This is a genomic window from Corynebacterium sp. UMB2355A, from assembly GCF_033877495.1.
Taxonomy (GTDB): domain Bacteria; phylum Actinomycetota; class Actinomycetes; order Mycobacteriales; family Mycobacteriaceae; genus Corynebacterium; species Corynebacterium pseudogenitalium.
The window spans coordinates 1,736,263-1,759,150 of record NZ_CP138855.1 but is presented as its reverse complement, the minus strand read 5'-3'; the positions used below and the strand labels follow the sequence as shown (position 1 = coordinate 1,759,150).

27 protein-coding genes are annotated in these 22,888 nt (G+C 62.6%); 5 read left to right on the top strand and 22 right to left on the bottom strand.

Annotated elements, in window-relative coordinates:
* Nucleotides 1-265: 265 nt before the first annotated feature.
* From R0V12_RS08235 to fdhD, 3 genes are read left to right on the top strand one after another with little or no spacing between them, the layout of a single operon-like run.
* A complete protein-coding gene (locus R0V12_RS08235) occupies nucleotides 266-1,498 on the top strand; it encodes an amidohydrolase (RefSeq protein ID WP_256000509.1) in 1,233 nt (410 codons plus the stop codon).
* A 10-nt stretch (nucleotides 1,499-1,508) separates the two neighbouring features.
* The gene (locus R0V12_RS08230; RefSeq protein WP_070976034.1) at nucleotides 1,509-1,796 is read left to right on the top strand and encodes a DUF6457 domain-containing protein; all 288 of its coding nucleotides are present in this window, start codon (nucleotides 1,509-1,511) and stop codon (nucleotides 1,794-1,796) included.
* Nucleotides 1,783-2,610 (top strand): formate dehydrogenase accessory sulfurtransferase FdhD, encoded by an 828-nt coding sequence (gene fdhD, locus R0V12_RS08225; RefSeq protein WP_071572775.1) that lies wholly within the window; start codon nucleotides 1,783-1,785, stop codon nucleotides 2,608-2,610. The genes R0V12_RS08230 and fdhD overlap by 14 nt, the downstream gene beginning before the upstream one ends.
* On the opposite strand, the gene R0V12_RS08220 is transcribed toward fdhD, so the two are convergent.
* The 4 genes from R0V12_RS08220 to rplN all read right to left on the bottom strand — a co-directional run bounded on the left by R0V12_RS08220 (nucleotide 2,607) and on the right by rplN (nucleotide 4,829).
* Nucleotides 2,607-3,389: a formate/nitrite transporter family protein gene (locus tag R0V12_RS08220; RefSeq protein WP_070363080.1), complete on the bottom strand. Its 783-nt coding sequence runs from the start codon at nucleotides 3,387-3,389 to the stop codon at nucleotides 2,607-2,609. The genes fdhD and R0V12_RS08220 overlap by 4 nt on opposite strands.
* Nucleotides 3,390-3,562: 173 nt before the next feature.
* A complete protein-coding gene (gene rplE, locus R0V12_RS08215; protein WP_070363081.1) occupies nucleotides 3,563-4,141 on the bottom strand; it encodes a 50S ribosomal protein L5 in 579 nt (192 codons plus the stop codon).
* Nucleotides 4,142-4,143: 2 nt separating this feature from the next.
* Nucleotides 4,144-4,458, bottom strand: a complete 315-nt coding sequence (gene rplX, locus R0V12_RS08210; protein WP_070363082.1) for a 50S ribosomal protein L24 — start codon at nucleotides 4,456-4,458, stop codon at nucleotides 4,144-4,146.
* Between the two features lie 2 nt (nucleotides 4,459-4,460).
* Nucleotides 4,461-4,829: a 50S ribosomal protein L14 gene (gene rplN, locus R0V12_RS08205; protein ID WP_070363083.1), complete on the bottom strand. Its 369-nt coding sequence runs from the start codon at nucleotides 4,827-4,829 to the stop codon at nucleotides 4,461-4,463.
* A 256-nt stretch (nucleotides 4,830-5,085) separates the two neighbouring features.
* Here rplN and R0V12_RS08200 point away from each other — a divergent pair, with 256 nt between their 5' ends.
* Entirely contained in the window at nucleotides 5,086-5,892 is an 807-nt protein-coding gene (locus R0V12_RS08200; protein WP_070363587.1) for a formate/nitrite transporter family protein, read from the top strand.
* Nucleotides 5,893-5,962: 70 nt separating this feature from the next.
* Here the strand turns inward: R0V12_RS08200 and R0V12_RS08195 are convergent, their stop codons facing one another.
* The 4 genes from R0V12_RS08195 to R0V12_RS08180 all read right to left on the bottom strand — a co-directional run bounded on the left by R0V12_RS08195 (nucleotide 5,963) and on the right by R0V12_RS08180 (nucleotide 9,959).
* Complete coding sequence (locus tag R0V12_RS08195) at nucleotides 5,963-6,226, bottom strand: hypothetical protein (protein ID WP_070363084.1); 264 nt, start codon at nucleotides 6,224-6,226, stop codon at nucleotides 5,963-5,965.
* Between the two features lie 42 nt (nucleotides 6,227-6,268).
* Nucleotides 6,269-6,493: a hypothetical protein gene (locus R0V12_RS08190; protein ID WP_070363085.1), complete on the bottom strand. Its 225-nt coding sequence runs from the start codon at nucleotides 6,491-6,493 to the stop codon at nucleotides 6,269-6,271.
* 109 nt (nucleotides 6,494-6,602) lie between these two features.
* The gene (locus R0V12_RS08185) at nucleotides 6,603-8,585 is read right to left on the bottom strand and encodes a sucrose-specific PTS transporter subunit IIBC (RefSeq protein ID WP_284804095.1); all 1,983 of its coding nucleotides are present in this window, start codon (nucleotides 8,583-8,585) and stop codon (nucleotides 6,603-6,605) included.
* Nucleotides 8,586-8,654: 69 nt separating this feature from the next.
* Nucleotides 8,655-9,959: a glycoside hydrolase family 32 protein gene (locus R0V12_RS08180; RefSeq protein WP_320072458.1), complete on the bottom strand. Its 1,305-nt coding sequence runs from the start codon at nucleotides 9,957-9,959 to the stop codon at nucleotides 8,655-8,657.
* A 23-nt stretch (nucleotides 9,960-9,982) separates the two neighbouring features.
* On the opposite strand from R0V12_RS08180, the gene R0V12_RS08175 reads away from it, so the two are divergent.
* Nucleotides 9,983-10,849, top strand: coding sequence for a carbohydrate kinase family protein (locus tag R0V12_RS08175; RefSeq protein ID WP_320072457.1), 867 nt, complete (start codon nucleotides 9,983-9,985; stop codon nucleotides 10,847-10,849).
* On the opposite strand, the gene R0V12_RS08170 is transcribed toward R0V12_RS08175, so the two are convergent.
* From R0V12_RS08170 to rpsS, 14 genes are all read right to left on the bottom strand, one after another.
* Nucleotides 10,846-11,889: an LLM class flavin-dependent oxidoreductase gene (locus R0V12_RS08170; RefSeq protein WP_070363089.1), complete on the bottom strand. Its 1,044-nt coding sequence runs from the start codon at nucleotides 11,887-11,889 to the stop codon at nucleotides 10,846-10,848. The genes R0V12_RS08175 and R0V12_RS08170 overlap by 4 nt on opposite strands.
* Before the next feature lie 17 nt (nucleotides 11,890-11,906).
* Nucleotides 11,907-13,775, bottom strand: a complete 1,869-nt coding sequence (gene glmS, locus R0V12_RS08165) for a glutamine--fructose-6-phosphate transaminase (isomerizing) (RefSeq protein ID WP_071572781.1) — start codon at nucleotides 13,773-13,775, stop codon at nucleotides 11,907-11,909.
* Nucleotides 13,776-13,827: 52 nt separating this feature from the next.
* Nucleotides 13,828-15,330, bottom strand: coding sequence for a SulP family inorganic anion transporter (locus R0V12_RS08160; protein WP_256006163.1), 1,503 nt, complete (start codon nucleotides 15,328-15,330; stop codon nucleotides 13,828-13,830).
* 23 nt (nucleotides 15,331-15,353) lie between these two features.
* Nucleotides 15,354-16,616, bottom strand: a complete 1,263-nt coding sequence (locus tag R0V12_RS08155) for an ABC transporter permease (RefSeq protein ID WP_256006161.1) — start codon at nucleotides 16,614-16,616, stop codon at nucleotides 15,354-15,356.
* The gene (locus tag R0V12_RS08150) at nucleotides 16,613-18,214 is read right to left on the bottom strand and encodes an efflux RND transporter periplasmic adaptor subunit (RefSeq protein WP_320072456.1); all 1,602 of its coding nucleotides are present in this window, start codon (nucleotides 18,212-18,214) and stop codon (nucleotides 16,613-16,615) included. Before R0V12_RS08150 ends, R0V12_RS08155 begins: the two co-directional genes overlap by 4 nt.
* Before the next feature lie 27 nt (nucleotides 18,215-18,241).
* A complete protein-coding gene (locus tag R0V12_RS08145) occupies nucleotides 18,242-18,466 on the bottom strand; it encodes a sulfurtransferase TusA family protein (protein ID WP_320072455.1) in 225 nt (74 codons plus the stop codon).
* A complete protein-coding gene (locus R0V12_RS08140) occupies nucleotides 18,459-20,051 on the bottom strand; it encodes a sulfurtransferase TusA family protein (protein ID WP_320072454.1) in 1,593 nt (530 codons plus the stop codon). Before R0V12_RS08140 ends, R0V12_RS08145 begins: the two co-directional genes overlap by 8 nt.
* 7 nt (nucleotides 20,052-20,058) lie before the next feature.
* Nucleotides 20,059-20,424 (bottom strand): DsrE family protein, encoded by a 366-nt coding sequence (locus R0V12_RS08135; protein ID WP_070477537.1) that lies wholly within the window; start codon nucleotides 20,422-20,424, stop codon nucleotides 20,059-20,061.
* Nucleotides 20,425-20,556: 132 nt separating this feature from the next.
* A complete protein-coding gene (gene rpsQ, locus R0V12_RS08130; protein ID WP_070363097.1) occupies nucleotides 20,557-20,841 on the bottom strand; it encodes a 30S ribosomal protein S17 in 285 nt (94 codons plus the stop codon).
* Nucleotides 20,842-20,843: 2 nt separating this feature from the next.
* Nucleotides 20,844-21,074 carry a 50S ribosomal protein L29 gene (rpmC, locus tag R0V12_RS08125; RefSeq protein WP_070363098.1) on the bottom strand — a complete coding sequence of 77 codons (231 nt, stop codon included), beginning with the start codon at nucleotides 21,072-21,074 and terminating at the stop codon, nucleotides 20,844-20,846.
* Nucleotides 21,074-21,490, bottom strand: coding sequence for a 50S ribosomal protein L16 (gene rplP, locus R0V12_RS08120; RefSeq protein WP_070363099.1), 417 nt, complete (start codon nucleotides 21,488-21,490; stop codon nucleotides 21,074-21,076). The genes rpmC and rplP overlap by 1 nt, the downstream gene beginning before the upstream one ends.
* Before the next feature lie 3 nt (nucleotides 21,491-21,493).
* The gene (gene rpsC / locus R0V12_RS08115; RefSeq protein ID WP_070363100.1) at nucleotides 21,494-22,237 is read right to left on the bottom strand and encodes a 30S ribosomal protein S3; all 744 of its coding nucleotides are present in this window, start codon (nucleotides 22,235-22,237) and stop codon (nucleotides 21,494-21,496) included.
* Nucleotides 22,237-22,596: a 50S ribosomal protein L22 gene (gene rplV, locus R0V12_RS08110; protein ID WP_070363101.1), complete on the bottom strand. Its 360-nt coding sequence runs from the start codon at nucleotides 22,594-22,596 to the stop codon at nucleotides 22,237-22,239. Before rplV ends, rpsC begins: the two co-directional genes overlap by 1 nt.
* Before the next feature lie 3 nt (nucleotides 22,597-22,599).
* A complete protein-coding gene (rpsS, locus tag R0V12_RS08105; RefSeq protein WP_070363102.1) occupies nucleotides 22,600-22,875 on the bottom strand; it encodes a 30S ribosomal protein S19 in 276 nt (91 codons plus the stop codon).
* Nucleotides 22,876-22,888 lie beyond the last annotated feature (13 nt).

Below are 22,888 nucleotides of genomic sequence, written 5' to 3'. Positions count from 1 at the left end.
ATGTCGTGCCAGGTCGCGTTTTCCGCATGATCTGTCGGGGGCTACTTCACGCTCCCCACGCTCAATAACGCGGGGCGCTCGCCGCCTCCCTTGCACGCGGTCCGCTTCTCGGCGGGGGGCCTGCAACAAAGTTGGATGTACAATGTTCTCTCGGATTTTGCGCGCAGACAACCATCTGTGCACAAGTCCGTTTGGCCACATTACACTCCTTCTATACAAGAAACAAGTCACGTTGGCCCGATCGCTGCGTCGTATAGTCGGTGCTATGAAGCACCTCGACGAACTTTTCGACGCCCTCTCCGCCACCCGCACGCACCGCGAGGAGCTCTACCGCTGGTTCCACCTACACGCTGAGCTCTCGATGCAGGAAACCCAGACCTCACAGCGCATCGTTCAGGAACTTGAGGCAGCCGGGATCCCATACTCGGTATTGGGCGAAACGGGCGTCGTCGCCACCATCGAAAACGGGCCTGGTCCCGTCGTCGCCCTGCGCGGCGATACTGACGGCCTCCCAGTCAAGGAGGATTGCGGCAAGGGCTACGCCTGCACGCAGACCCAAGTCGATGCTGCGACGGGGCAAGAAGTGCCGGTGTCCCACGCGTGTGGGCACGACTTCCACATTTGCTCGGTGCTCGCGGCCCTCGTCGCGTTCAACACTTGCCGCGACGCCTGGTCCGGCACGCTGGTAGGCGTATTTCAGCCCGGCGAGGAAACTGCCTCCGGTGCACGTTCCATGGTTGAGCACGGTATCGCCGACGCGATCCCCCACCCCGACGTGTACTTGGGCCAACACGTGCTCAGCACGCTGCCATTGGGCCATGTGGGGACCCGGCCGGGCCCGGTGCTCTCCCAGGCGTTCTCGGTGAAGGTCACAGTACACGGAGTGGGTTCGCACGGATCCATGCCTGAGATGGGCGTCGATGCGGTCTTGTTGGCGTCGACAATTGTGACGAGGCTGCACACCGTAGTCTCCCGAGAGATTGCTGCTTCCGAAACCGCGGTGCTGACGGTCGGCGCGATCCATTCGGGAGCGAAATCCAACGTCATCCCGGATAGCGCGGAGCTGCTGATCAATACCCGCGCCTATTCGGAGGCGACGAGCGCGCACCTCAAGGAGGCCATCGAACGCATCGTGCGCGCTGAGTGCGAGGCAGCGCGTAGCCCGCAGCTGCCCGAGTTCGAGTACTACGACGCCTACCCGCTCACCAGCAACGATGCCGCAGTAACGCAGCGGGTACGCAACGCCTTCGAGGCGCGATTCGATGATGAAGCGCAGACGTTGGCGCAGGTCCCTGCCAGCGAGGACTTCTCGATCATCCCGGACGCGCTCGGCGTGCCGTACACGTTCTGGGGCCTCGGCGGCTTCGCCAGCTACCCGCATGCGCCGGGCAATCACAGCGCAGCGTTCGCGCCCGACCTCCAGCCGACGCTCGACCGCGGCGCCGAAGCGATGGTCACGGCTGCGAGCGCGTGGCTCATCAACAAGAACGACGACTAAGGTGGCACACATGGCTAACAACGAAGGTTTGCAATCAACACACGAGTGGCTCGAAGAGGTCTCCCGAACGCTCGGCGTTTCCCCGGATCTCACGCGCTCGCTGGTCGGCGACATTCTGAAGATGACAGCGGACGTCGCGCACAACGGCCCGTCGCGCCCGGCGGCTCCAACGACGGCGTTCGTCGTAGGCGTCGCAACCGGTGCGGCGCTCCAGGGCGATACTGATGCAGACGCAGCAACGACGCGCGCGGCGCTTGCCAAGGTAGCGAAGCTCCTGGAAACGTATGAGCAGGATTAATCGACGCTTCGCCGTCACGAAAGTCACCCGCACCGACAGCGGCTTCGCGCGCGATACCCGCGCCGATACCGTCACCGTGGAAGAGCCGCTGGCGATCCGCGCCACCGGCGACACGCTAACCACCACGATGCGGACCCCCGGCCACGACGTCGAGCTGGCACACGGCTGGATGTTCGCGGAGGGACTGATCAGCAGCGCAGAGGACGTTCGTTCCGCGCGCTACTGCGCGGGTGCGGTCGGGCCGAACGGCGAAAACACGTACAACACGCTCGACATCGACCTCGGGCCCGCGGCCTCCCCCGCTGCACCGCAGTTCATTCGCCTGACCACTACCACGAGCGCATGCGGCGTGTGCGGCACGCAGTCGATCGACGACATCATGGGCAAGGTGCCCGCGCCAATCACTCCCGTCCGCTTGGACCCGGACCTGGTGATGCGATTACCCGGCGCCCTTGCAACCGGCCAAAAGCAGTTCCGTAAGACAGGCGGCATCCACGCGGCCGGTGCGTTTACCTTTGACGGCGAACCTGTAGTAATCCGCGAGGACATCGGTCGACACAACGCGACCGACAAAGTCATTGGCCACCTACTACTCGAAGGGCTCCTGCCAGCCAGCGACCTGATCCTAGTTGTCAGCTCACGTGCGTCATTCGAGCTTGTGCAAAAGGCCGCGATGGCGGGCTTCCCGGCAATGGTTGCGGTCTCTGCGGCATCCTCCCTTGCCGTCGAACTGGCCCGCGAAACAAAAATGGCGCTCGCCGGCTTTGTGCGCGGCGAGCGCTTCAATCTGTACTCCGGGGAGCTTGCAGACTAGTCCTTGTACACCGTCTTCGTCTTGTTCAACCAAGCGTAGACACCGCCGATGCACAGGCCACCGCCGATGAAGTTGCCGATCCACACAGCAACCCAGTTGCTCAGGATTGCAGCGGCGGTGAATCCCTCAGGTGGCGTGCTGGACAGGAACGCCAGGGAGAACAGCGAGAAGTTCGCAATAACGTGCTCGAGGCCCAGGCCAACGAAGATAGCGATCAGTGGCAGGATCACGACGAACTTGGAGATGAACTCCTTCGCCAGCAGCGCACCAACAATCGCCATGTTGACAATGAAGTTCGCGAAGATCGCCTCAAGCAGTGCGCCGAAGAACGGCTTCGCCAACTTGCCCTCAACCAGAGTGACAATCAGGTGGCTGTTATCCATCGAGCCGAACTTGGCCGACTGGCTCATCACAGCCGCGAAAATGATCGCACCGATCAGGTTCGCCACCGTCACCACAACGACGAGCCAAATACCCTTGCCCCAGCTGAACACCTTGTCTGTCGCCGCCCAGGACGCAAACATCATGTCGCCCGTTGCAAGCTCCGCGTTCAGGATGACGATCGCGAACAGGCCAAGCCCGAACAGCAAGGCGAACACAACCGAGCCGAGCCCCGGCGCATATTCATTGACCGCATTTCCCGCCACCGCGGCGAACGCCGTACCGGCGGTCAGGTAAATGCCGGCGAGAATCGCGCGGACGAAAAACCGTGGCATCTCATTATCGAGAAGCTGCTCTTTCTTTTTGGCCCCAGCGTGGACCATTTCTTGCAAAGCCATTGTGGCCTCCTCAAATTCACCTGAGAGATTGTTGCAGAATGTCAGTCTATCCGACGTTTCCCAAAAGCAGTACATGCGTACTTTTCGGGTGTGCTCTGCAGGTTCCCCCAAAAGACGTACACCCCCGCAACCCGGTTGGGTCGCAGGGGTGTTCGTCGAAAAGCAGTGACGCGTTATGCGCGCTGCATCTTGCCATCCTTGTCAGCGAACGGGAAGCCGAGGTGGCGCAGGAGTGCGCGGCCCTCGTCGTCGTTCGTTGCGGTGGTGACGACAGTGATGTCCATACCGCGGACGCGATCGATCTTGTCGATGTCGATTTCGTAGAACATCGTCTGTTCGGTCAGGCCGAAGGTGTAGTTGCCTGCACCGTCGAACTGCTTGTCGCTGAGGCCACGGAAGTCACGAATACGTGGCAGAGCAACCGTCAGCAGGCGGTCCAGGAACTCCCACATGCGGTCGCCGCGGAGGGTGACCTTCGCGCCGATCGGCATGCCTTCACGGAGCTTGAAGTTAGCGATGGACTTCTTCGCGCGGCGAAGCTGTGGCTTCTGGCCGGTGATCGCGGCGAGGTCCTCGAGTGCGCCGTTGATGACCTTGGAGTCACGTGCAGCGTCGCCGACACCCATGTTGACAACAATCTTGGTCAGACCTGGGATCTGCATGACGTTGTCGTACTTGAACTCATCGTTGAGCTTGGTACGGATGTCCTCTTTGTACTGGGTCTTCAGACGAGGGGTGTAGTTCTCAGCCATGCTTAGATGTCCTTCCCGTTCGACTTTGCAACGCGGACCTTCTTGCCGTTTTCGTCGAAACGGTAGCCCACGCGCGTCGGCTTGCCGTCGGAATCCAGGACCATCACGTTGGAGACGTGGATCGGAGCTTCCTGGGTGACAATGCCGCCGGACTCTGCGCCGCGCTCGTTGTAGGAGTTCGCGACGTGCTTCTTCATGCGGTTCACGCCTTCAACGAGAACGCGCTGACGCTTCGGGTATGCCTCAATAACCTTGCCCTGCGCGCCCTTATCCTTGCCAGAGATGACCTGGACCATATCGCCCTTTTTGATTTTCATCCCTAGATCACCTCCGGTGCGAGAGAAACGATCTTCATGAACTTCTTGTCGCGCAGCTCGCGAGCAACTGGGCCGAAGATACGGGTGCCGCGTGGCTCGGTGTCGTTCTTGATCAGCACTGCAGCGTTCTCGTCGAACGCGATGTAGGAACCGTCCGGACGACGGGTCTCCTTCTTCGCGCGAACGATGACAGCCTTAACGACTTCGCCTTCCTTAACGTTGCCGCCTGGGGCAGCTTCCTTCACAGTGGCGACGATCGTATCGCCGATGCCGGCGAAGCGCCGAACGGATCCGCCGAGGACACGGATGCACAGAATTTCACGTGCACCGGTGTTGTCGGCGACCTTCAGGCGCGATTCCTTCTGAATCACTATTGGTCTCCTGACCTGGGTCGATGTGCGTTAGATTTCCGTCCTATACGCACGTGGTCAATGTCTTCGATGTCTTTTCGCTTGTCGACGGCGCCTTCGGCACCGCAGGCGTACATGCTCAGCTCGGAAACGCGCAGAACAAACACGCAGCAACGGACAACTGGAATATTAAAGCACGGAACATGCGCGCCTGCAAACCGCGACTTTTGGTTGTGTGGATTCGTGCCCGGTTCTGACCTTTGGTATGGTCATACCTATGAACTTCGATGGCACACTTGCGGATTCAATCGGCTTCAAGTCGTACCTCTACACCTACGAACTCCCCAAGTTCGCGGTACGCTCCATGCTCGCCGGCATGTTTTTGACGATCATGACGGCCTTCGCCACCGTCGCCTCCACCCAAGTAGAAAGCAGCGCCCCCGGCTACGGCCGCTTCGTGTTCGCAGCTATCTTCTGCCTCTCGCTGTACGTCATCGTTGTCCTGGGTGCGGAGCTCGCCACCGGCAACATGATGTTCATGACCTACGGCAGCGCCTCGGGACGCCTCCCCTGGCTCAAGGGCTTCCTGATGGTCTCCACCTGCACCATCTTCAACCTGCTCGGCGTCCTCATCACCGCGGTATTCCTGGTGCACGCCACGGCGTTCCAGCCGATCGGGATGGACAGCTTCCTCGCCGCGACCGTTGAGACCAAGCTCGCGAAGCCGGACAGCTTGCTGTTCATGGAAGGCATTTTCGCCAACATCGTGGTCAACATCGGCGTGCTGCTCGCCATCCAGGCTGGCAAGGACTTCACCGCGAAGTTCCTCGCCATCATGCTGATCGTTCCCGCATTCGCCGCAATGGGGTACGAGCACTCCATCGCCAGCTTCGTCGTCTTCTCCCTGGCGGGCTACGGCATCGGCGCCGAGCACTTCGCCGGGTTCACACTGACGAATGGCCTGATGAACTGGCTCATCGTGTGGGTCGGCAACTACATCGGTGGTGGCCTCATCATGGGCGGCGTCTATGCTTGGCTAAACAAGGGCGGCACCCCGGCAACCCCGCTGGCGACACGCCGCTAACCCCCAAGCAGAAAGAAAACGCCCCGTTCCCGCGAAGGGAAGGGGGCGTTCGTTATTGCTCGGTGAGCACTTAGCTCGAAGCAGCGATGCCCACGCCGGTTGCCGCAGCAACAATCGACAGGATGACCACAACGGCCATGTTGACGACACCGATGGACGAAAGCACAGCCGGAACCAGCAGCAGGTTCGGACCCTGCGGGCCAGCGAAGTTGCGCAGCTCGTTCATGACGTTGTTCAGCGGCTCTGGGTACTGTGCAGCACTTGCATCGGTAGCAACAACGCCAGACAGGACAACAACAGAAGCGGCAACTGCAATTGCGTTACGAAGTTTCATTCTTACGTTCTCTCTCTATGGTCTCGGGTGAATGGGTGGGATTTAGACGCGCTGCGAAGACGTCGCGATGTTCGTCAGGAAGCCCAAAGAGGACAGCAGTGCAGGCACGAGGATCAGGTTCTGTGCCTGGTAGCCACCGAGGCGCTTCAGCTCGTGCAGGACACCTGCCAGCGGTTCTGGCGCTGGCTGTGCTGCCTGTGCGACCGGTGCGCCCACTGCAAGAGCGGAAGCCACGAGGCCTGCGGCGAGAATGCGACGAAGTTTCATAGTTTTCCTCCTGTGATGTCCGCTAGACCCTTGTGAGCTAGCGCGCTGAACAAGACACCAACAGATTAACAGACCAATTTAAGGTTGTTGCCAGTTTTCTAAAAAACTTTTATTTTGCTTCTTCAGCTATCTTTTTCGGCTCGACGAAGAAGAGGGCATCGCCAAACTTCGTGTCTGCAGGAAGGCTTCTCGACGCCCCAATCTCCCCTACCCGCTTCGTATTCGAGACAACGACCGGAGTCGTCACTTCGTATCCTGCGTCGCGGATGGCATCGATATCGAACGTCGCGAGGAGCTGGCCTGCTTCCACGACGTCACCTTTCTCCACGTGTGCGGTGAAGTGCTCGCCCTTGAGGTTCACCGTGTCGAAGCCGATGTGCATAAGGATGTCCACGTTCTTGCCATCGGTCCCCTTGGCGCGGATTGCGTAGGCGTGGCCGGACGGGAACGTGACCGCAACCGTACCGGCGACGGGTGCGCGCAGCTCTCCAACCGTCGGCACGATTGCCACGCCGTTCCCCAGCTTGCCCTGGGCAAACATCGGGTCACTGACCGTCGCAAGCGGCACGGCGTTGCCCTCGAGTGGCGCCACGACGTGGAGCGCCTCGTCGGACGCCTCGAGCAGCGCTTGCTCGGCAGCGGCATCGGCGGCTGGATCCTCGGTTGCGTCCGGATCGATGCTGCCATGCTTGCCCACCAGGTAGCGCCCGTACCCGTAGGCCGCCACGAAGGCGATCACGAACGTAATGACACCGAGGATCAGGAAGGTCACCATGTCATTCGCGCGGATGGAGACCACGCCGATAAAGCCCGCCGCACCAAGCGCAACTGCCTTGACATCAAAGATCGCAATCAGCATTGCACCAATACCGGCCGCGCCGAGGCCGATAAAGAAGGGCCAGCGGAGGCGCAGGTTGACGCCGAAGATGGCGGGTTCCGTGATACCAAATACGGCCGAGATGCCCGAGGAACCAGCTAGACCTTTGAGCTTTGCGTTGCGCGCCAGGAAGTACACGGCAAGGGCCACTGCGCCTTGCGCGATGTTCGCCATGGAGGCCGTCGGGAAGATGAAGGAGCCGCCCTGATTAAACAGCTCGAGCTCGATTGGCGGGAAGGACTGGTGCAGGCCAGTGATCACGATCGGCGAGTACACCAGACCGAAGAGCAGGCCACCGATTGGGCCACCGAAGTCGTACAGGCTGGAGAGGCCGACAATCAGCAGGTCACCGAGCCAGCGGACAAACGGGCCGACGGCGATGAAGGTAATGAAGCCCGTAATCAGCAGGGTTGCCAGCGGAGTAATCAGGAAGTCCGCCGTACCCTTCAGACGCTTGTGGAACCACTTCTCGATCGTTGCCAAGATCCACGCGACCGCCAGCACCGGCAGCACCGCACCCTGGTAACCCGCCTGCGCGACAGGCAGGCCGAACAGGTCCCAGAACGGCATCGTGCCGTCGGCTACGGAGTTCGCCACGTCGTAGCCGTTGACCAACGCCGGGTGAACCATCGCCATGCCCATGCCGGCGCCGAGGTATTCGTTGCCACCGAAGCGCTTCGTCGCGGAGTACCCCACCAGCACCGGCAGGAACGCGAACGGTGCGGAGGCCAGCACATTGATGATCTCCGTCAGACCCTGGATCTGCGGGAACATCCCCACCAGGGAGTTCTCCCCGAACAACCCCTCGGCGGTCAGGACGTTGTTGAGCGCCATGAGCAGACCGCCGCCAACCAGGATTGGGATCAGCGGCACGAAGATGTCAGAAAAGACCTTAATGAAGCGCGTAAACCAGTTGCCCTGGTTCGCCGCTACTTCCTTCAGGTCTTCCGTGGAGACAGCAATGCTCTTGCTGGTCATGCCGTTGAGCTGATCAAAGACAATATCTACGTCGCCGGGGCCGACGATGATCTGGAACATGCCGCCGGTTGCGAACGTGCCCTTCAAATCAGGGTCGTTCTCCAGCGTATCCTGCGCAACCTTGTCGACGTCCTTAAGCACGAAACGCAGTCGCGTCGCGCAGTGGGCGACGCCAACGATGTTTTCCTCGCCCCCTACCCCGGCGAGGACCCGCCGGGCTACTTCTTTGTGGTCCATGTGGGAATCCTTTCTCTTCCCACACAGTCAAACATCTATACGGGCATAAATCAGCTTACTTGCGTCCGATTACCCCCGGTTGTGGCCGATTTCACGTACTTCCACAGCGACCCATGGGGCTCCCTCAGTACCGAAGACCGCCGAGGAGAACGCCACTTCCCCGTCTCCGGCAACAACTTCGAGCGCCGCCCCGTCAGCGCACACCACGAGCTCGCCCTGCGCGCATTGGGCGCGGCGCTCGTCACCGCCGACCGTCACGCTCAGCGTTCCACGCCCGGCTTCGCCAGGCCGCCACGCCACGTGAGCACCAACGCCACCGGCATCGTCGACCAGGTCGGCCTCCCACGGCTGTCCCCTGAGAACTTCGCGGTGCACGACCATCCCCGCGGGATCGGTTGGGAGAAGGAGTTCGGTGCGAAGCTGGCCGTCGACAAGCTGGAGCCTGCGAGGCAACGTCAGCTGATGCACCCAGCCCTCTGCTTGAAGCGTTGGGGTGTCATCGCGGGCAGGCAGTCCCATCCAACCGAGCAACAGCGCATCGCCATCGTCCTCGGCGACCATCTGCGGCGCGTAAAACTGATGCCCAAAGTCCAACGCCCGGAACTGCGACTCCACGCGAAACCACAGGCCATCAAGCGAACCGACGACGTAGCCGCACTCGTCCGAGCCCGGGTACTGTGGGCACAGCACGAGTACCTCGCGCCACTGCCCCGTCGCGTGGTCACGCATCCGCAGCAGGTTCGGGCACTCCCACATGTAGGCGGCCTCAACGCGCGGGTCCAGCCCCTCGAACTGCAGCGCGCCAGCAAACGACCAGTTCAGCAGGTCCGGTGACTCGTAGAGCACCACCGCGCCGCGCTCCTCCTCACGCTGCGCACCGAGCACCATGCGCCAGGAGCCGTCCTCATTCTGAGTGACGTGCGGGTCCCGGTAGTGGGCGGTAAAGCCGAGGGCTGGGCCGTCAATGAGCGGATTCTCCGGCGCACGGTGGTACACACCGCCCATCGGGCCCTCCAAGTCCTCAACGCGGACCAGGTTCTGCGTGGTCAGGCGGCGCCCATCCTCCTTCACGTTGCCGGTGTAAAACAGCATGATCTCGCCGTCGTGCACCACGGAGGACCCGGAGTAGCACCCGTGCGTGTCGTACGGGAAGTCCGGATACAGCGCGTCCGGAAGGTGGCGCCACTGGCCCAGGCCCTCCTCACCCCCAATTGTGGTGACGGCGTGGCCCCAACCGGTGCGCTTCGCAGCGTGCGGAAAGCACGGATCATGCTGGTAAAACACGTGGAGTTGGTCGCCGATGAGCGTGACGCCGTTCGGGTCGTTGAGGCGCCCTTGCGGCGGGGACAGGTGAAATGTTGGCCGGTACGTCATGCGACTTAGTCTACGGTGGAACCATGATCACTGTGTACGGCGAAGCCCTCGTTGACCTTGTCCCCCAGGACCGTTCCCCGCTCGCGCCGCTGGTGCCCGCGCTCGGTGGCGGCCCGTTCAATGTGGCCCGTGCGCTGGGCAGACTCGGCGCAGACGTCTCCTTCCAGTCACGGTTGTCTCGTGACAACTTCGGAGAGACACTCGCCCAATCGCTTCTCGACGCCCACGTGGACCTCACCAACTGCGGCCGCGGCGACGAGCCCACCACCCTGGCTGTCACCGCCCTGGCTGAGAACGGCTCGGCAACGTACACGTTCTACGTCGACGGCACCGCCGACCGCTTCGCACAGCCAGTCCCGGTGCAGGAGGGCTACGCGGTGTTCGGGACCCTGTCCCTGGCGCTGGAACCGGCGTCGCTGCGCTACGCGGAGGCCGCCTCTGAATCGGCAAAGCACGGCGCAATCGTCTGCCTGGACCCGAATATCCGCCCGGCGTTCGCCTCCGAGAAACACCGCCTGTTCCTGCGGGGGCTGCTCGATTCCGTAACGGTGCTCAAACTCTCCGACGAGGAAGTCGAGTTCCTCGGTGACACCTCCCACGTGCCAGTCGTGGTGACCACGCTCGGCGCCGACGGCCTGCGGGTACGCGCGCCGTTCGGCACGGTCACGGTCCCCTCACCGAAGGTCACGGTCGCGGACACGATTGGGGCCGGGGACACGGTGATGGCGGCGCTGGTCCACCAGTTCGACGCCCGCGGCCTGGACCGCGACGGCCTGCTCGCCCTGGACGAGGAGGAGTGGCGCGAGATCCTCACGTTCGCCACCCGCGCGGCCGCGATCACGGTGTCGCGCACCGGCGCAGACACCCCCTTCGCCCACGAGCTGGATTAGGAAGCCGCGTACGCTGGCTCCCACCCAAGCGCCGGCGCGACGTGCTCGGCGAACCCGCGCAGGATCTGCATGCACACGTCCACCCCGGCCTGGTTCGGAACGGTGAGCATCAGCGTGTCCGAGGCCTGGATTGCTGGGTCATTACCGAGCTCCTCGATAAGCTGGTCGGCCTCTGCGGCGTACGTCTTGCCGAACGTGGTGTACACACCACGCTCAATCTGACCGATCTGTTCCTCGGTATCCAGCAGTCCGAAGAGCCGCTCGGTGTCCTCGTCCACGATCGGAAAGATAGAACGAGAAACAGAAACGCGCGGCTCCCAGTCGTGGCCCGCGGCCGCCCACGCCTTCCGGTAGTGCTGAATCTGTTCCGCCTGCAGCTCGCCGAGGCTGCGGCCGTCGGCTTCCGAAATCAGCGTGGAGCTCATCAGGTTCACGCCGTCGCGGGCAGCCTGCTCGGCGCTGGCGAAGGTACCTGCGCCCCACCACACCCGGCGCGCCGCCCCCTCGGAGTGTGGCAACACCGCAAGCGGGCTGGCAGGCGGGTACATCTGCGGGTACTGCTCCTCAAGGGATGCGGCGAGCGCCATCGGGTCCCCGCGCAGCGCGGAAATGAAACGCTGGAAATGTGCACGCGCCAGGTCAGAACCGTTCGCGGCCTCTGACTCGTAGCCGAAAGCGCGCCACCCTCTATCGGCAGGCTCCGGTGACCCGCGGGAGACGCCGAAGGCGAGGCGGCCGTCGCTTAGCAAATCGAGCGCGGCGACGTCCTCCGCGAGCTGCAGCGGGTTGGCGTAGCGCATATCGACGACGCCGGTGCCCACCTCAATGTGCTTCGTCGCCGACGCCATCGCGCCAAGCAGGGCAATCGGAGACGCGAACTGCGGCGCGAAGTGGTGCACTCGCACGTAGGCGCCGTTGACACCAATCGCGTCCGCCTGGCGCGCGAGCTCCACGGTGTCCTGTAGCGCCTCGCGCGCGGTCATCCCCTGGCGCCCGGGTGGTGCGTGGTGGCCGAATGAAAGGAACCCAAACTTCTTCATGCGGCCACTCTAGCGCGCTACTCCACCGTGACGGACTTCGCCAGGTTGCGCGGCTGGTCCACGTTCAAGCCACGTGCTTGCGCAACGGTGCAGGCGAAGATCTGCAGCGGGATCGTCGACAAGAGGGGCTGCATGAGGCCGGCCGACTGCGGGATGCGGATCACGTGGTTGGCGAAGCGGTTCACGTCTTCGTCGCCCTCTTCCGCGATCACGATGGTGACGGCGCCACGCGCGCGGACTTCCTGGATGTTGGAGACAACCTTGGCGTGCAGGTTGTGGCGCGAACGCTTCGACGGCACGATGACGAACACCGGCTGCCCTTCCTCAACCAGCGCGATCGGGCCGTGCTTGAGCTCGCCTGCGGCGAAGCCCTCTGAGTGCAGGTAGGCGACCTCCTTGAGCTTCAGTGCGCCCTCGAGCGCGACTGGGAAGCCGACGTGGCGGCCGAGGAAGAGTACCGACTTCGCGTCGGCGAGCTCGCGGCCAAGTTCCTGGATTTCTGCTTCGTTGTCCAGGATCCACTGGATCTTCTCCGGCATCTCCTCCAGCTCAGCAATGATGGTCTGGATTTCGTCGGTGAACTTGTTGCCGCGGACCTGCGCCAGGTACAGCGCCAACAGGTAGGACGCCACGATCTGGGAGATGAACGCTTTCGTCGACGCCACTGCGATTTCTGGGCCAGCGTAGGTGTACAGGGATGCGTCGGCCTCACGCGGGATGGAGGAGCCGACCGTGTTGCAGATCGCGATGACCTTCGCGCCCTGCTCGCGCGCGTGGCGTACCGCCATGAGGGTGTCCATGGTCTCGCCGGACTGCGAAATTGCTACGACCAGGGTGTTCGGGGTGACGATCGGGTCGCGGTAGCGGAACTCGTGCGCCAGCTCGACCTCCGTCGGGATGCGGCACCAGTGCTCAATCGCGTACTTCGCCACGTGCCCCGCGTACGCAGCGGTACCGCAGGCCACGATGATGATCTTGTCGACGCTGCGCAGCACGGACTCGTCGATACGTAGTTCGTCGAGCGTGAGCTTTCCCTCGGCGTCGAAGCGGCCGTAGAGGGTGTCGCGAACGGCGGCCGGCTGGTCGTGGATCTCCTTCGCCATGAAGGAATCGAACCCACCCTTTTCTGCGGCGGTGACGTCCCACTCGACGCGGAACGGGCTGCCCTCGGCGTGGTTGCCTTCGAAGTCAATGATGTCGTAGCTGTCGGCGGTCAGGGTAACGATCTGCCCGTTGTCCATCTCCACCGCGTCGCGGGTGAACTCGATGAAGCCGGAGACGTCAGAGCTGAGGAAGTTCTCACCCTCGCCCAGGCCGATGACCAGCGGGGAGTTCCAGCGCGCCGCAACGATACGGTCCGGGAATTCCTGCTCGATGGCCAGCAGCGTGAACGCGCCCTCGAGTCGCAGGGCGGTCAGGCGCATTGCCTCGGTGAGGTCCTTGTTCGCCTCAGTATTGAAGATGTCCAGCAGCAGCGTGGCTGCCACCTCGGTGTCAGTTTCGGAGCGGAACGTGTAGCCCTTCTCGCTCAGCTCAGCACGAAGTGCCGCGAAGTTCTCGATGATGCCGTTGTGCACCACGGCCAGCGCGCCGTCGCCGACGACGTGGGGGTGGGCGTTGGCGTCGGTAGGCCCGCCGTGGGTTGCCCACCGGGTGTGCCCGATGCCCAGGTTGGAGGGCGCAAGCGGTGCCTCTGCGATGGCCTGCTCTAGGTCCGCAACCTTGCCTGCCTTCTTCCTGCACGCGATGGTGTCGCCCTGCATGACTGCTACCCCGGCCGAGTCATAACCGCGGTATTCGAGCCTGCGAAGCCCATCAATAATGACGGTGAGGGCGTCGTGCTCGCGTGCACGCTCGCCACCTATGTATCCAACGATTCCACACATGGGGCGAATTTTACACGCGGCGTAGTTCCTGAAAAAGTGACGCCGCCGAACCCTATCTCAGAGAGCCCGTGAGCTTGCTGTGAAACTCCGTGGTACTCGGGTTCATGCCGATGAAGCGCACGTGCTTGCCGCGCTCTTCGTATTTTTGTTCAATGCTGTCGAGCGCCGCGACCGTCGACGCGTCCCACACGTGCGCGCGGTGCAGGTCCACGACCACTTCGTCGGGGTCCTCCGAGTACATGAACAGAGTGGTCAGGTCGTTGGAGGAGGCAAACAGCAGCTGGCCGGACACCACGTAGTGGGCCACGCCGTCGACAACTTCGCGGGTCACTTCCACCAGGTGGGCGACGTTTCGCACAAAGATTACGGACGCCACAAGCACGCCAACCACGACGCCGATAGCCAGGTTGTTCGTCGCCAGCACCACCGCAACCGTGATCAGCATCGTGACGGTTTCCGAAGCCGGCAGCTTGCGCAGCGTGCTCGGCATCACCGAGTGCCAGTCGAACGTGCCCACCGACACCATCACCATCACGGCAACCAGCGCAGCCATCGGGATCATGGCGACGTACTCGCCGAACGCGAGCATCAGGATGAGCAGGAACGCGCCCGCCAGGAAGGTGGAAATACGGGTGCGAGCCCCGGAGACCTTCACGTTGATCATGGACTGGCCGATCATGGCGCAGCCACCCATCCCGCCGAACAGGCCGGTGACAATGTTCGCGACGCCCTGCCCCCAGCTCTCGCGGGTCTTGTTGGAATGCGTGTCCGTGACTTCATCGATCAGCTTCGCGGTCATCAGCGACTCCATCAGGCCGACGAGCGCCACGCCGAGCGAGTACGGTGCGATGATCCGAAGCGTCTCCCAGGTCAGCGGCACGTGTGGGATGAAGAATTCGGGCAGGCTGCTCGGCAGCTCGCCGCGGTCTCCGACCGTCGGCACGGGTGCCTTCGTAGCGACCGCGATGAGCGTGACCACCAGAATCGCAATGAGCGGCGCCGGAACCGCCTGCGTAAACTTCGGCATCACCACCATGATCACGATGGCCAGCGCCAGCAGCGGGTACACCGCCCAGTGAATGCCGATAATTTCGGGCAGCTGCGCCACAAAGATGAGAATCGCCAGCGCGTTGACGAAGCCGATCATCACGCTGCGCGGCAAGAACCGCATCAGCGTTGCGACGCCAGCTACCGCCAACACAATCTGGAACACCCCGGCGAGCATGATGGCCGCCACCATGTAGTCGTAGCCGTAATCCCTCACCAGTGGCGCGATTACCAGCGCCACCGCACCGGTGGCGGCCGCGATCATGGCGGGGCGCCCACCCGTAATCGCGATCACCATCGCCATGATGAAGGAGGAGTACAGCCCGATCTTCGGGTCCACTCCTGCGATGATGGAGAAGCTGATCGCCTCTGGGATCAGCGCCAGCGCCACAACCAGCCCGGCGAGGACCTCCTTCGTCAGGATGCGCGGTGTCTTCAGCGCTGTCGCCACTGATGGCTCGGGCTTGTACCGGCGCGTGTTTTCCGTGGTCAGCACGGTGGCTGCCATATGTGTCACTCCAAACGTTGTTGCTATTCGTAGCGCAGGGCTTCGATCGGGTTCATTCTCGATGCGCGGTTTGCCGGGTAGTAGCCGAAGAACAGGCCAATCAGCAGCGCGAATACCAGTGAGAGTAGCACTGCCGAGATCGGGGGGAACACGAAGGCGTTCAGCAGCAGCGCGCCCAGCATGCCGAAGCCCGCGCCCACGACCACGCCGAAGAGCCCGCCGATGAGGCAGACGATCATCGCCTCGGTGACAAACTGCGTGCGGATCATCCGACGCGTCGCGCCCAGCGCCATGCGCACACCGATCTCACGGGTGCGCTCCGTCACGGTAATCAACATGATGTTCATCACGCCGATACCGCCGACGAGTAGCGAGATCCCGCCGATTGCGGAGACCACCACGCTCATCATGGTCAACGTCTGGTTGAGCTGATCGATGTCACGCTTCATGTCGGCCACTTTCCCCTTGTAATCGGGGTCGTCCTCATAGGCGCGGTCCGCCCACGCCTGGACGTCCTTGGCCACTTGATCGGTGTCGGCGCCGTCCGCGGCGCGCACGCTCACGTTGTCCACGCCAGGCACCGGCGTGCGCATCATGTCCGGCTGCACCGTGTACGGCACCGCCATCATCGACTGCGAAAAGTCCCCGACCAGCACTCCCTGCTTCTCAAAGTGCCCGTACGCACCGACCACCTGCACCGAAGCGTACTGCCCGCCGATGTCCAGCTCGACTTCCTGCCCGATCGCCGAATCAGGGTCGTTATTGAACAGCTGCTCCACAACCTCCGGCGAGACCACCGCCACGGCGCGGTTCGCCTCAATGTCGTCTTGGGTCAGAAATCGCCCGGCGGTCAGCGGCAGGTTCTGCATCTCCAGCTGGTCAGCGTTGACAAAACTCACCATCGTGGTGCCGTGCGCCAGCCCGCGTGTCGCCTGAGCTGTCGAGCTATCCAACTCAAACGCGATACCCTTCGCCCGCGTCCCGAGTTCGGCGCGCAGGTCCTCGATCATGTCGGGGGTGAGCTTCGAGGCGTCGTCAATTTCTTGGAACATGTAGCGGGCGGCCTCGCTGTCATCCTCCTGGCGGGGCTTGACTTCGAGGTGGACGTCGTGAATGCCGAACTGCTCCAGGCTGTCCAGCGTCTGCTTCTGCATCGCCTTACCCAGCGTCATAATCGCAATCACCGAGGCGATGCCAATGATCACCCCGAGCAGCGTCAGCGCCGAGCGCATCTTGTTCGCCCGCAGGCTCACCGTAGCGAGTCTGACAGATTCGCGCGGGTTCACTCCTGCTCCTCAACCAAGGTCACAGTGGCACCGACGCGTTCGCGGTACTCGGCAGGCTTGTTCAGCACCCGCGTCCCCTTCTCGACGCCCTCTACGACCACATCCGAATCCGAGACCAGCCCAACCTTGACCGGCGTCTTCACTACCTCGAACTTGTCCCCGTCATCCTTCGGGCGAAGCGTGTACACCGAGTAGCTGCCATTCTCGTCGACGACGGCCTCCCGCGGCACAGCGAGCGCGTCCTTCGCGGACTCCGTGGTGATCTGCGCCTTTGCCGTCCCGCCGATCTTGAGGCCCTCGGTATCACCCAGAACCTCGATCTCCACGGGGAACTCCGGGCGCGCCGCCTGTGCCGACGCCCCATCCGCAGCGGGCTGCGCTTCCGCAACCGATGAAACATCCAGCACACGGCCCTTAAACTTCTTCGCGCCGGTGCCAGGCGTGGTGAACGTGACGGCGTCGCCCGGCTGCATCTTCGCCGAGTCCAGCTCCTTGACGCTCGCGCGCAGCACCAGCCGATTCGGGTCCGCCACCGAGAGCAGATAGCCCGTCGGCGTTTGCCCCTGCTTCACCGCAACCTCCGCGACCACACCCGCGATCGGAGCACGCACCTGACCCGACGCCACATCGACCTCAAGCTGCGCGATTGACTGGCCCGCCGCGGCCTGCGCCGCCTGCACACCACGCTGCGCCTGCTGCACCGCTGCCGCCTGGGAGTCGAGCTGCTGCTGGGCCGCAAGCTTTGCTACCTCGAGCCCGACCGCTGCCTCCGCCTTCGCATCAAATGCCTGGGCAACCGCGCGCTGCTTCGCCGCAAGATCCGCGTCGGTGTCGTTGAGGGCAGCGTCGTACGCCTTTTGCGCCGCAGAAAGGTTGTGCTTCGCGCCGCGGAAACGCTCGTCGGCCTCCAGTTTGCTCAGCAACGGCTGCACAGCATCGTCTTGCGCCATCCCAGATTGGAAGATGCCGTGATTGCCGCGCACAGACTCCAGGGCCGCCGTCAGCGCGTCACGACGCGCCGAGTCCACGCCCTGCGCCTGCGTAAGCAACGTGCTGTCCAGGCCCGCCGCGACTGCTTTCTTTCGCTGCTCGAAAACTGCGGTAGCCTCCTGCAACTGGCCATCAGCCTGGCGAAGCGCCGCCTCCGCCTGCGTCACCTGCGGGTTCAGGCCACGCTGCATCGCGTCGCTCGACTGCTGGTAAGCCTGCTGGGCCTGCTCAAGCTGATTCTGCGCCGCGACATCCGCCGAAATCTGCTGCGCGCGCTGCGCATCAATCTCACGCTGAACCCCCGACGTATCCAGGACAGCGACCACCTGGCCGGCCTCAACACGCTGTCCCACCTTCACGTTCAGGGCTGTGACCGGGCCGGTCAGGTGCGTCGTCAACGCGGTCACCGTGGCAGCCTCCACCGTCGCGGTGACCGGCACTTTGGCAGCAACATCACGAGGAGCGAGCTCTGTCGTATCAGCCGCCATGACTGGCTGACCGCCCCCAAACCCGCAGGCGGCGGTAGAGGCAAGAATACAAAGCCCGAGCCCAACGGTTGCGAGGGCTCGGGAAACGACACGGTTCGTTCGGCGCAGTCCTTTATTCACAGCGCTAAGGATAGCCGAAGTTTCACATCAATCAGAAGTTTTACGGATATAAAACTCCGGGTGATCCGCGCGCAGCAACGTGTTGCCGGTCAGGCCACACCAGGCACGAATATCGATATCGATCGCCTCGTTCGTGGACCGCAAGTGCAGCACTTCCCCTTCCTTGATCTGGTCGCGGAACAAGAGGAAGAGGCGCACCAGGACATCACCGCACGCGATGTCCTGGGCATCCCAGTAGTGATCCTCATGCATTGCGGCGCGCCATCACATTGTCGCGGGCCTGCACAATGAGCGCGAGTTGCTGCTCAGCCAAGTTCGCAGCCACGATCGGGTTATCCGCAAACGTTGCAAAACCGCAGTCCGTCGAGAAGACCACCCGGTCAGCTCCGAGCGTGTCCAGGGCGCGCTCGATGCGCGCCTCCACTGCCTCGACGGGCTCCAGCTCCTGAAGCTTTTGGTTCAGCACGCCAACGCAGATGCGCTGGTCGTCGCGGATTCCCTCGAGGGCTCGGATATCGCCGGCACGAGGCGTCGCCAACTCCATGGACAACATACCCACGTTCAGCGAGGCGAACAGCTCAACAAACGGAGCGTAATCGCCCGTCAGCGCCGCCGACTCGTCCGTGGTCCAGTTGCCGCGGCACACGTGCAGCGCCAACCGCTCCTTCGGCAGCCCCTCAGTGAGCTCATCGAGCAACGACTTCGCGAACTCCAGCTCCTCATCCACCGTGCCCTCCAGGCCGTCGAGCGCGCCACACATAAACGTGCGGCCGCCCCCGCCTGCCTGCCCGTACACGACTTCAGTAAGCACCGGCTCATCGATCTGCACCAGCGACGTTCCCTTCGCCAGCAATTCGTGGAGCTCCTCGCGTAGCACGCGGACGATATCCTTCGACATCTCCTCACGGTTCTCGTACGCGCGGTCGGAGACACACTCCATCCACATCGTGCGCGTGAGCAGATACGGCCCCGGCAGGCACACCTTCACCGGGCGGTCGGTGAGCTGCTGCACGAACTCAACCTCGTGCGCAACCAGCGGCTTATCGCGACCAAGCGGGCCAAAGACCGCCGGGTGGCGCACCTCGCCCGCCGGGACGTCCAACGCGCGAAGCTCGCGCTCGAACTCCTCCGGGTCATCCACGTACGGCAGCAGGTCCGTAATCGGGATGAGCTGGCAGTTCTGCAGACGCCCCGCGACGAAGCTCGAGTAGTTGTCGCGTCGCATTTCACCATCCGTGACGACGTCCACTCCGGCCCGCTCCTGCGCCGCAAGCACAAGGCGCACTGCGTCGTCGGCTGTGGCCTGGAACGTGCCCTCATCCATCCGCTCTTCGAGGTGGCGGTGCAGCGCATCCAACAACCACGGAGACCGTGGCCAAGAGCCCATCGTCAGCACAGATCCCGCCGGAATCTCCGGCGCGGGAGCTGGCTCAGGCAGTTCCTTGGCGATCGTCGGCTCCACGACCTCCTGCGTCACCGGCATCTGCGGGCGCTTGCGCGGCCCCTTCTTCTTTTTCGGGCGCACAGCCTCGGGAGCGGCCGGGATGTCAGCAACCTCCACGGGCTTCGTGAACGCCCCCTTCGACACAAGGAAGCGCCACCGCTTGTGCTCTGGCTCCTCAACCACGTTGACCAGGTCGTTGCCAGTCAAGTTACACCAGGAAGGCAGGTCCACCTTGACTGTGGGGTCGTAGGAGATAATCTCCAGCAGCTGGCCAGACTCGAGCGGATCGATGTTCTTTCGGATCAATAACAGCAACCCGTTACCGCAGTCCAGATCGCCACCGTCGAAGCTGGCGTCTGGGGCGTACGGGTGCAGATTCTCGGACTGAGACATCGCTGCCTTAGTAGGAAACGCTTGGGGTGCCGTCTGCCAGGAACTCAACCAGCTTTGCGCCGCCGACGATGGTGGCGCCGTCGATAAGATCCTCTTCCCCGAAGCCGCGCTTCTTGGCACAAGGCGCGCACACGTACAGCTTGCCCTCTGCGGCAACGAAGTTCTCAATCAACTCCTTGATTGGAGCGAAGCCCTCCTCATGGATGTCGTCCGCGTAGCCCTTCGCAGCGAGGCGAGCGCCCTCGGAAGACAGGAAGACCATCGTGTCCTGCGCGGAACCTACAGCAGCGTTGGCGACGACGAAACCGAGCGTCGCAAGGTCCTCATTGTCCTTCGCGTGTGCAACAGTGACGCAAAACTTGCCAGTACCCATAGTGAACTCCTTTTCATTGAACGTTACGAGCACCAGAAAGTCTACCGAAATAGAAAAAGCACCACCCCGTCGTAACGAAACTTGGGGGTGGTGCTCTCTTGTCCTTGAGTCGGACGCCTCTACCGGATGGGTTTAGCGTGCCTTCTCAATGATCTCCACGAGACGGAAGTGCTTGTCCTTGGACAGCGGACGCGTCTCCTGGATGCGGACGAGGTCGCCAACACCGGCGGTGTTCTCCTCGTCGTGTGCCTTCACGCGCTTGGTGGTACGGACGATCTTGCCGTACAGGGCGTGGGACTTGCGGTCCTCGACCTCGACAACGATGGTCTTGTCCATCTTGTCGGAGACGACGTAGCCGCGGCGGTTCTTCTGAACACGCTTCTCGTTGGTCTGTTCGTTCACGTTTGCCTCACTCATGATTAAGCCTCAGCTCCCGGAACAACGGACAGGCCGAGCTCGCGCTCGCGCAGCACGGTGTAGATACGTGCGATGTCGCGCTTCACGGTGGAGATGCGGCGGTTGTTGGTCAGCTGGCCGGTAGCAAGCTGGAAGCGCAGGTTAAACAGCTCTTCCTTTGCCTCGGACAGACGAGCGCGCAGCTCTTCGTCGTTGAGCTCGCGGAACTCGGATGCGGGGGTACCGTTTGCCATTAGAACTGGTCCTCCTTCTTGATGATGCGAACCTTGCAAGGCAGCTTCGCGCCTGCGCGGCGCAGTGCCTCGATAGCGGTTGCGTCGTTCGGGTAGGACATCTCAAAGAGAATACGTCCCGGCTTTACGTTAGCGACCCACTTCTCGACAGGGCCCTTACCGGAACCCATACGAACACCGAGCGGCTTCTGCGTCAACGGACGGTCCGGGAAGATGTTGATCCAGACCTTGCCACCACGCTTGACGTGGCGGTTGATCGCAATACGAGCCGCCTCAATCTGACGGTTGGTGATGTACGCCGGCTCGAGAGCCTGCAGAGCGTAATCACCGAAGTTGATCGTGTTGCCACCCTTGGACACGCCAGAACGAGTCGGGCGGTGCTGGCGGCGGTACTTCACACGCTTAGGAATAAGCATTGATTAGCCCTCCTGCTTCTGCTCTGCACGCTGGCGGCGCTGGCCACCACGGCGTGGGCGGCGATCGCCACGGCCACGACGCTCGTTCGACGGAGCGTTGAGCTCGGACTCGCGCACGCCACCGACGACGTCGCCCTTGTAGATCCAAACCTTGACGCCGATGACGCCGAAGGTCGTGTGTGCTTCTGCGATGCCGTAGTCGATCTCAGCACGAAGGGTGTGCAGTGGCACACGGCCTTCGTGGTAGCGCTCGACGCGGGACATCTCAGCGCCGCCGAGACGACCCGAGGTCATGACCTTGATGCCCTTGACCTGTGGGTTACGCATAGCGGACTGGATTGCCTTGCGCATCGCACGACGGAACGCAACGCGGTTGACCAGCTGCTCAGCGATGGACTGAGCAACGAGCGTTGCGTCGGCGTCGACGTTCTTGACCTCGAGGATGTTCAGCGCAACCATCTTGCCGGTGAGCTTCTCGAGCTCACGGCGGATGCGGTCAGCCTCAGCGCCACGACGGCCAATCACGATGCCCGGGCGGGCAGTGTGAATGTCGACGCGGACGCGGTCACGGGTGCGCTCGATGACAACGTCGGAGATACCGGCGCGCTCGAGGCCCTTGGACAGGAACTCGCGGATCTTGATGTCTTCTGCGACGTAATCAGCGTAGTTCTTGTCGGCGTACCAGTGGGACTTCCAGTCGGACGTGATACCCAGGCGCAGGCCGTGTGGGTGAATCTTCTGGCCCATTACTTCGCCCCTTCCTTGGACTCGACAACTACGGTGATGTGCGAGGTGCGCTTCCGGATCTGGAATGCGCGACCCTGAGCGCGTGGCTGGAAGCGACGCATGGTCGGACCTTCGTTTGCCCAGCACTCGGAGACGACCAGCGTACGCGGGTCCAAACCGAAGTTGTTTTCAGCGTTGGCGGCTGCAGATGCAACAACCTTGGCGACGTCCTTCGCAGCACCCTGTGGTGCGTACTTCAGGACTGCGAGAGCCTCGGAGACGGACTTCCCACGGACGAGGGCGAGCACGCGGCGCGCCTTCATCGGGGAAACACGAACGAACTTGGCCGTCGCGGATGCAGTGGTGATGGTGTCAGCCATTGCTTATCGACGTCCCTTCTGTTCCTTGACGTGACCCTTAAAGGTCTTGGTTGGTGCAAACTCGCCGAGCTTGTGGCCGACCATGGACTCGTCGACAAACACCGGGACGTGCTTGCGGCCGTCGTGGACGGCGAAAGTGTGTCCGATGAAATCTGGGAGAATGGTCGAACGGCGAGACCAGGTCTTGATTACCTGCTTGGTGCCTGCATCGTTCTGAGCGTCCACCTTGTTGAGGAGGTGCTCATCGACGAACGGGCCTTTCTTTAGGCTACGTGGCATGTCTTACTACCTC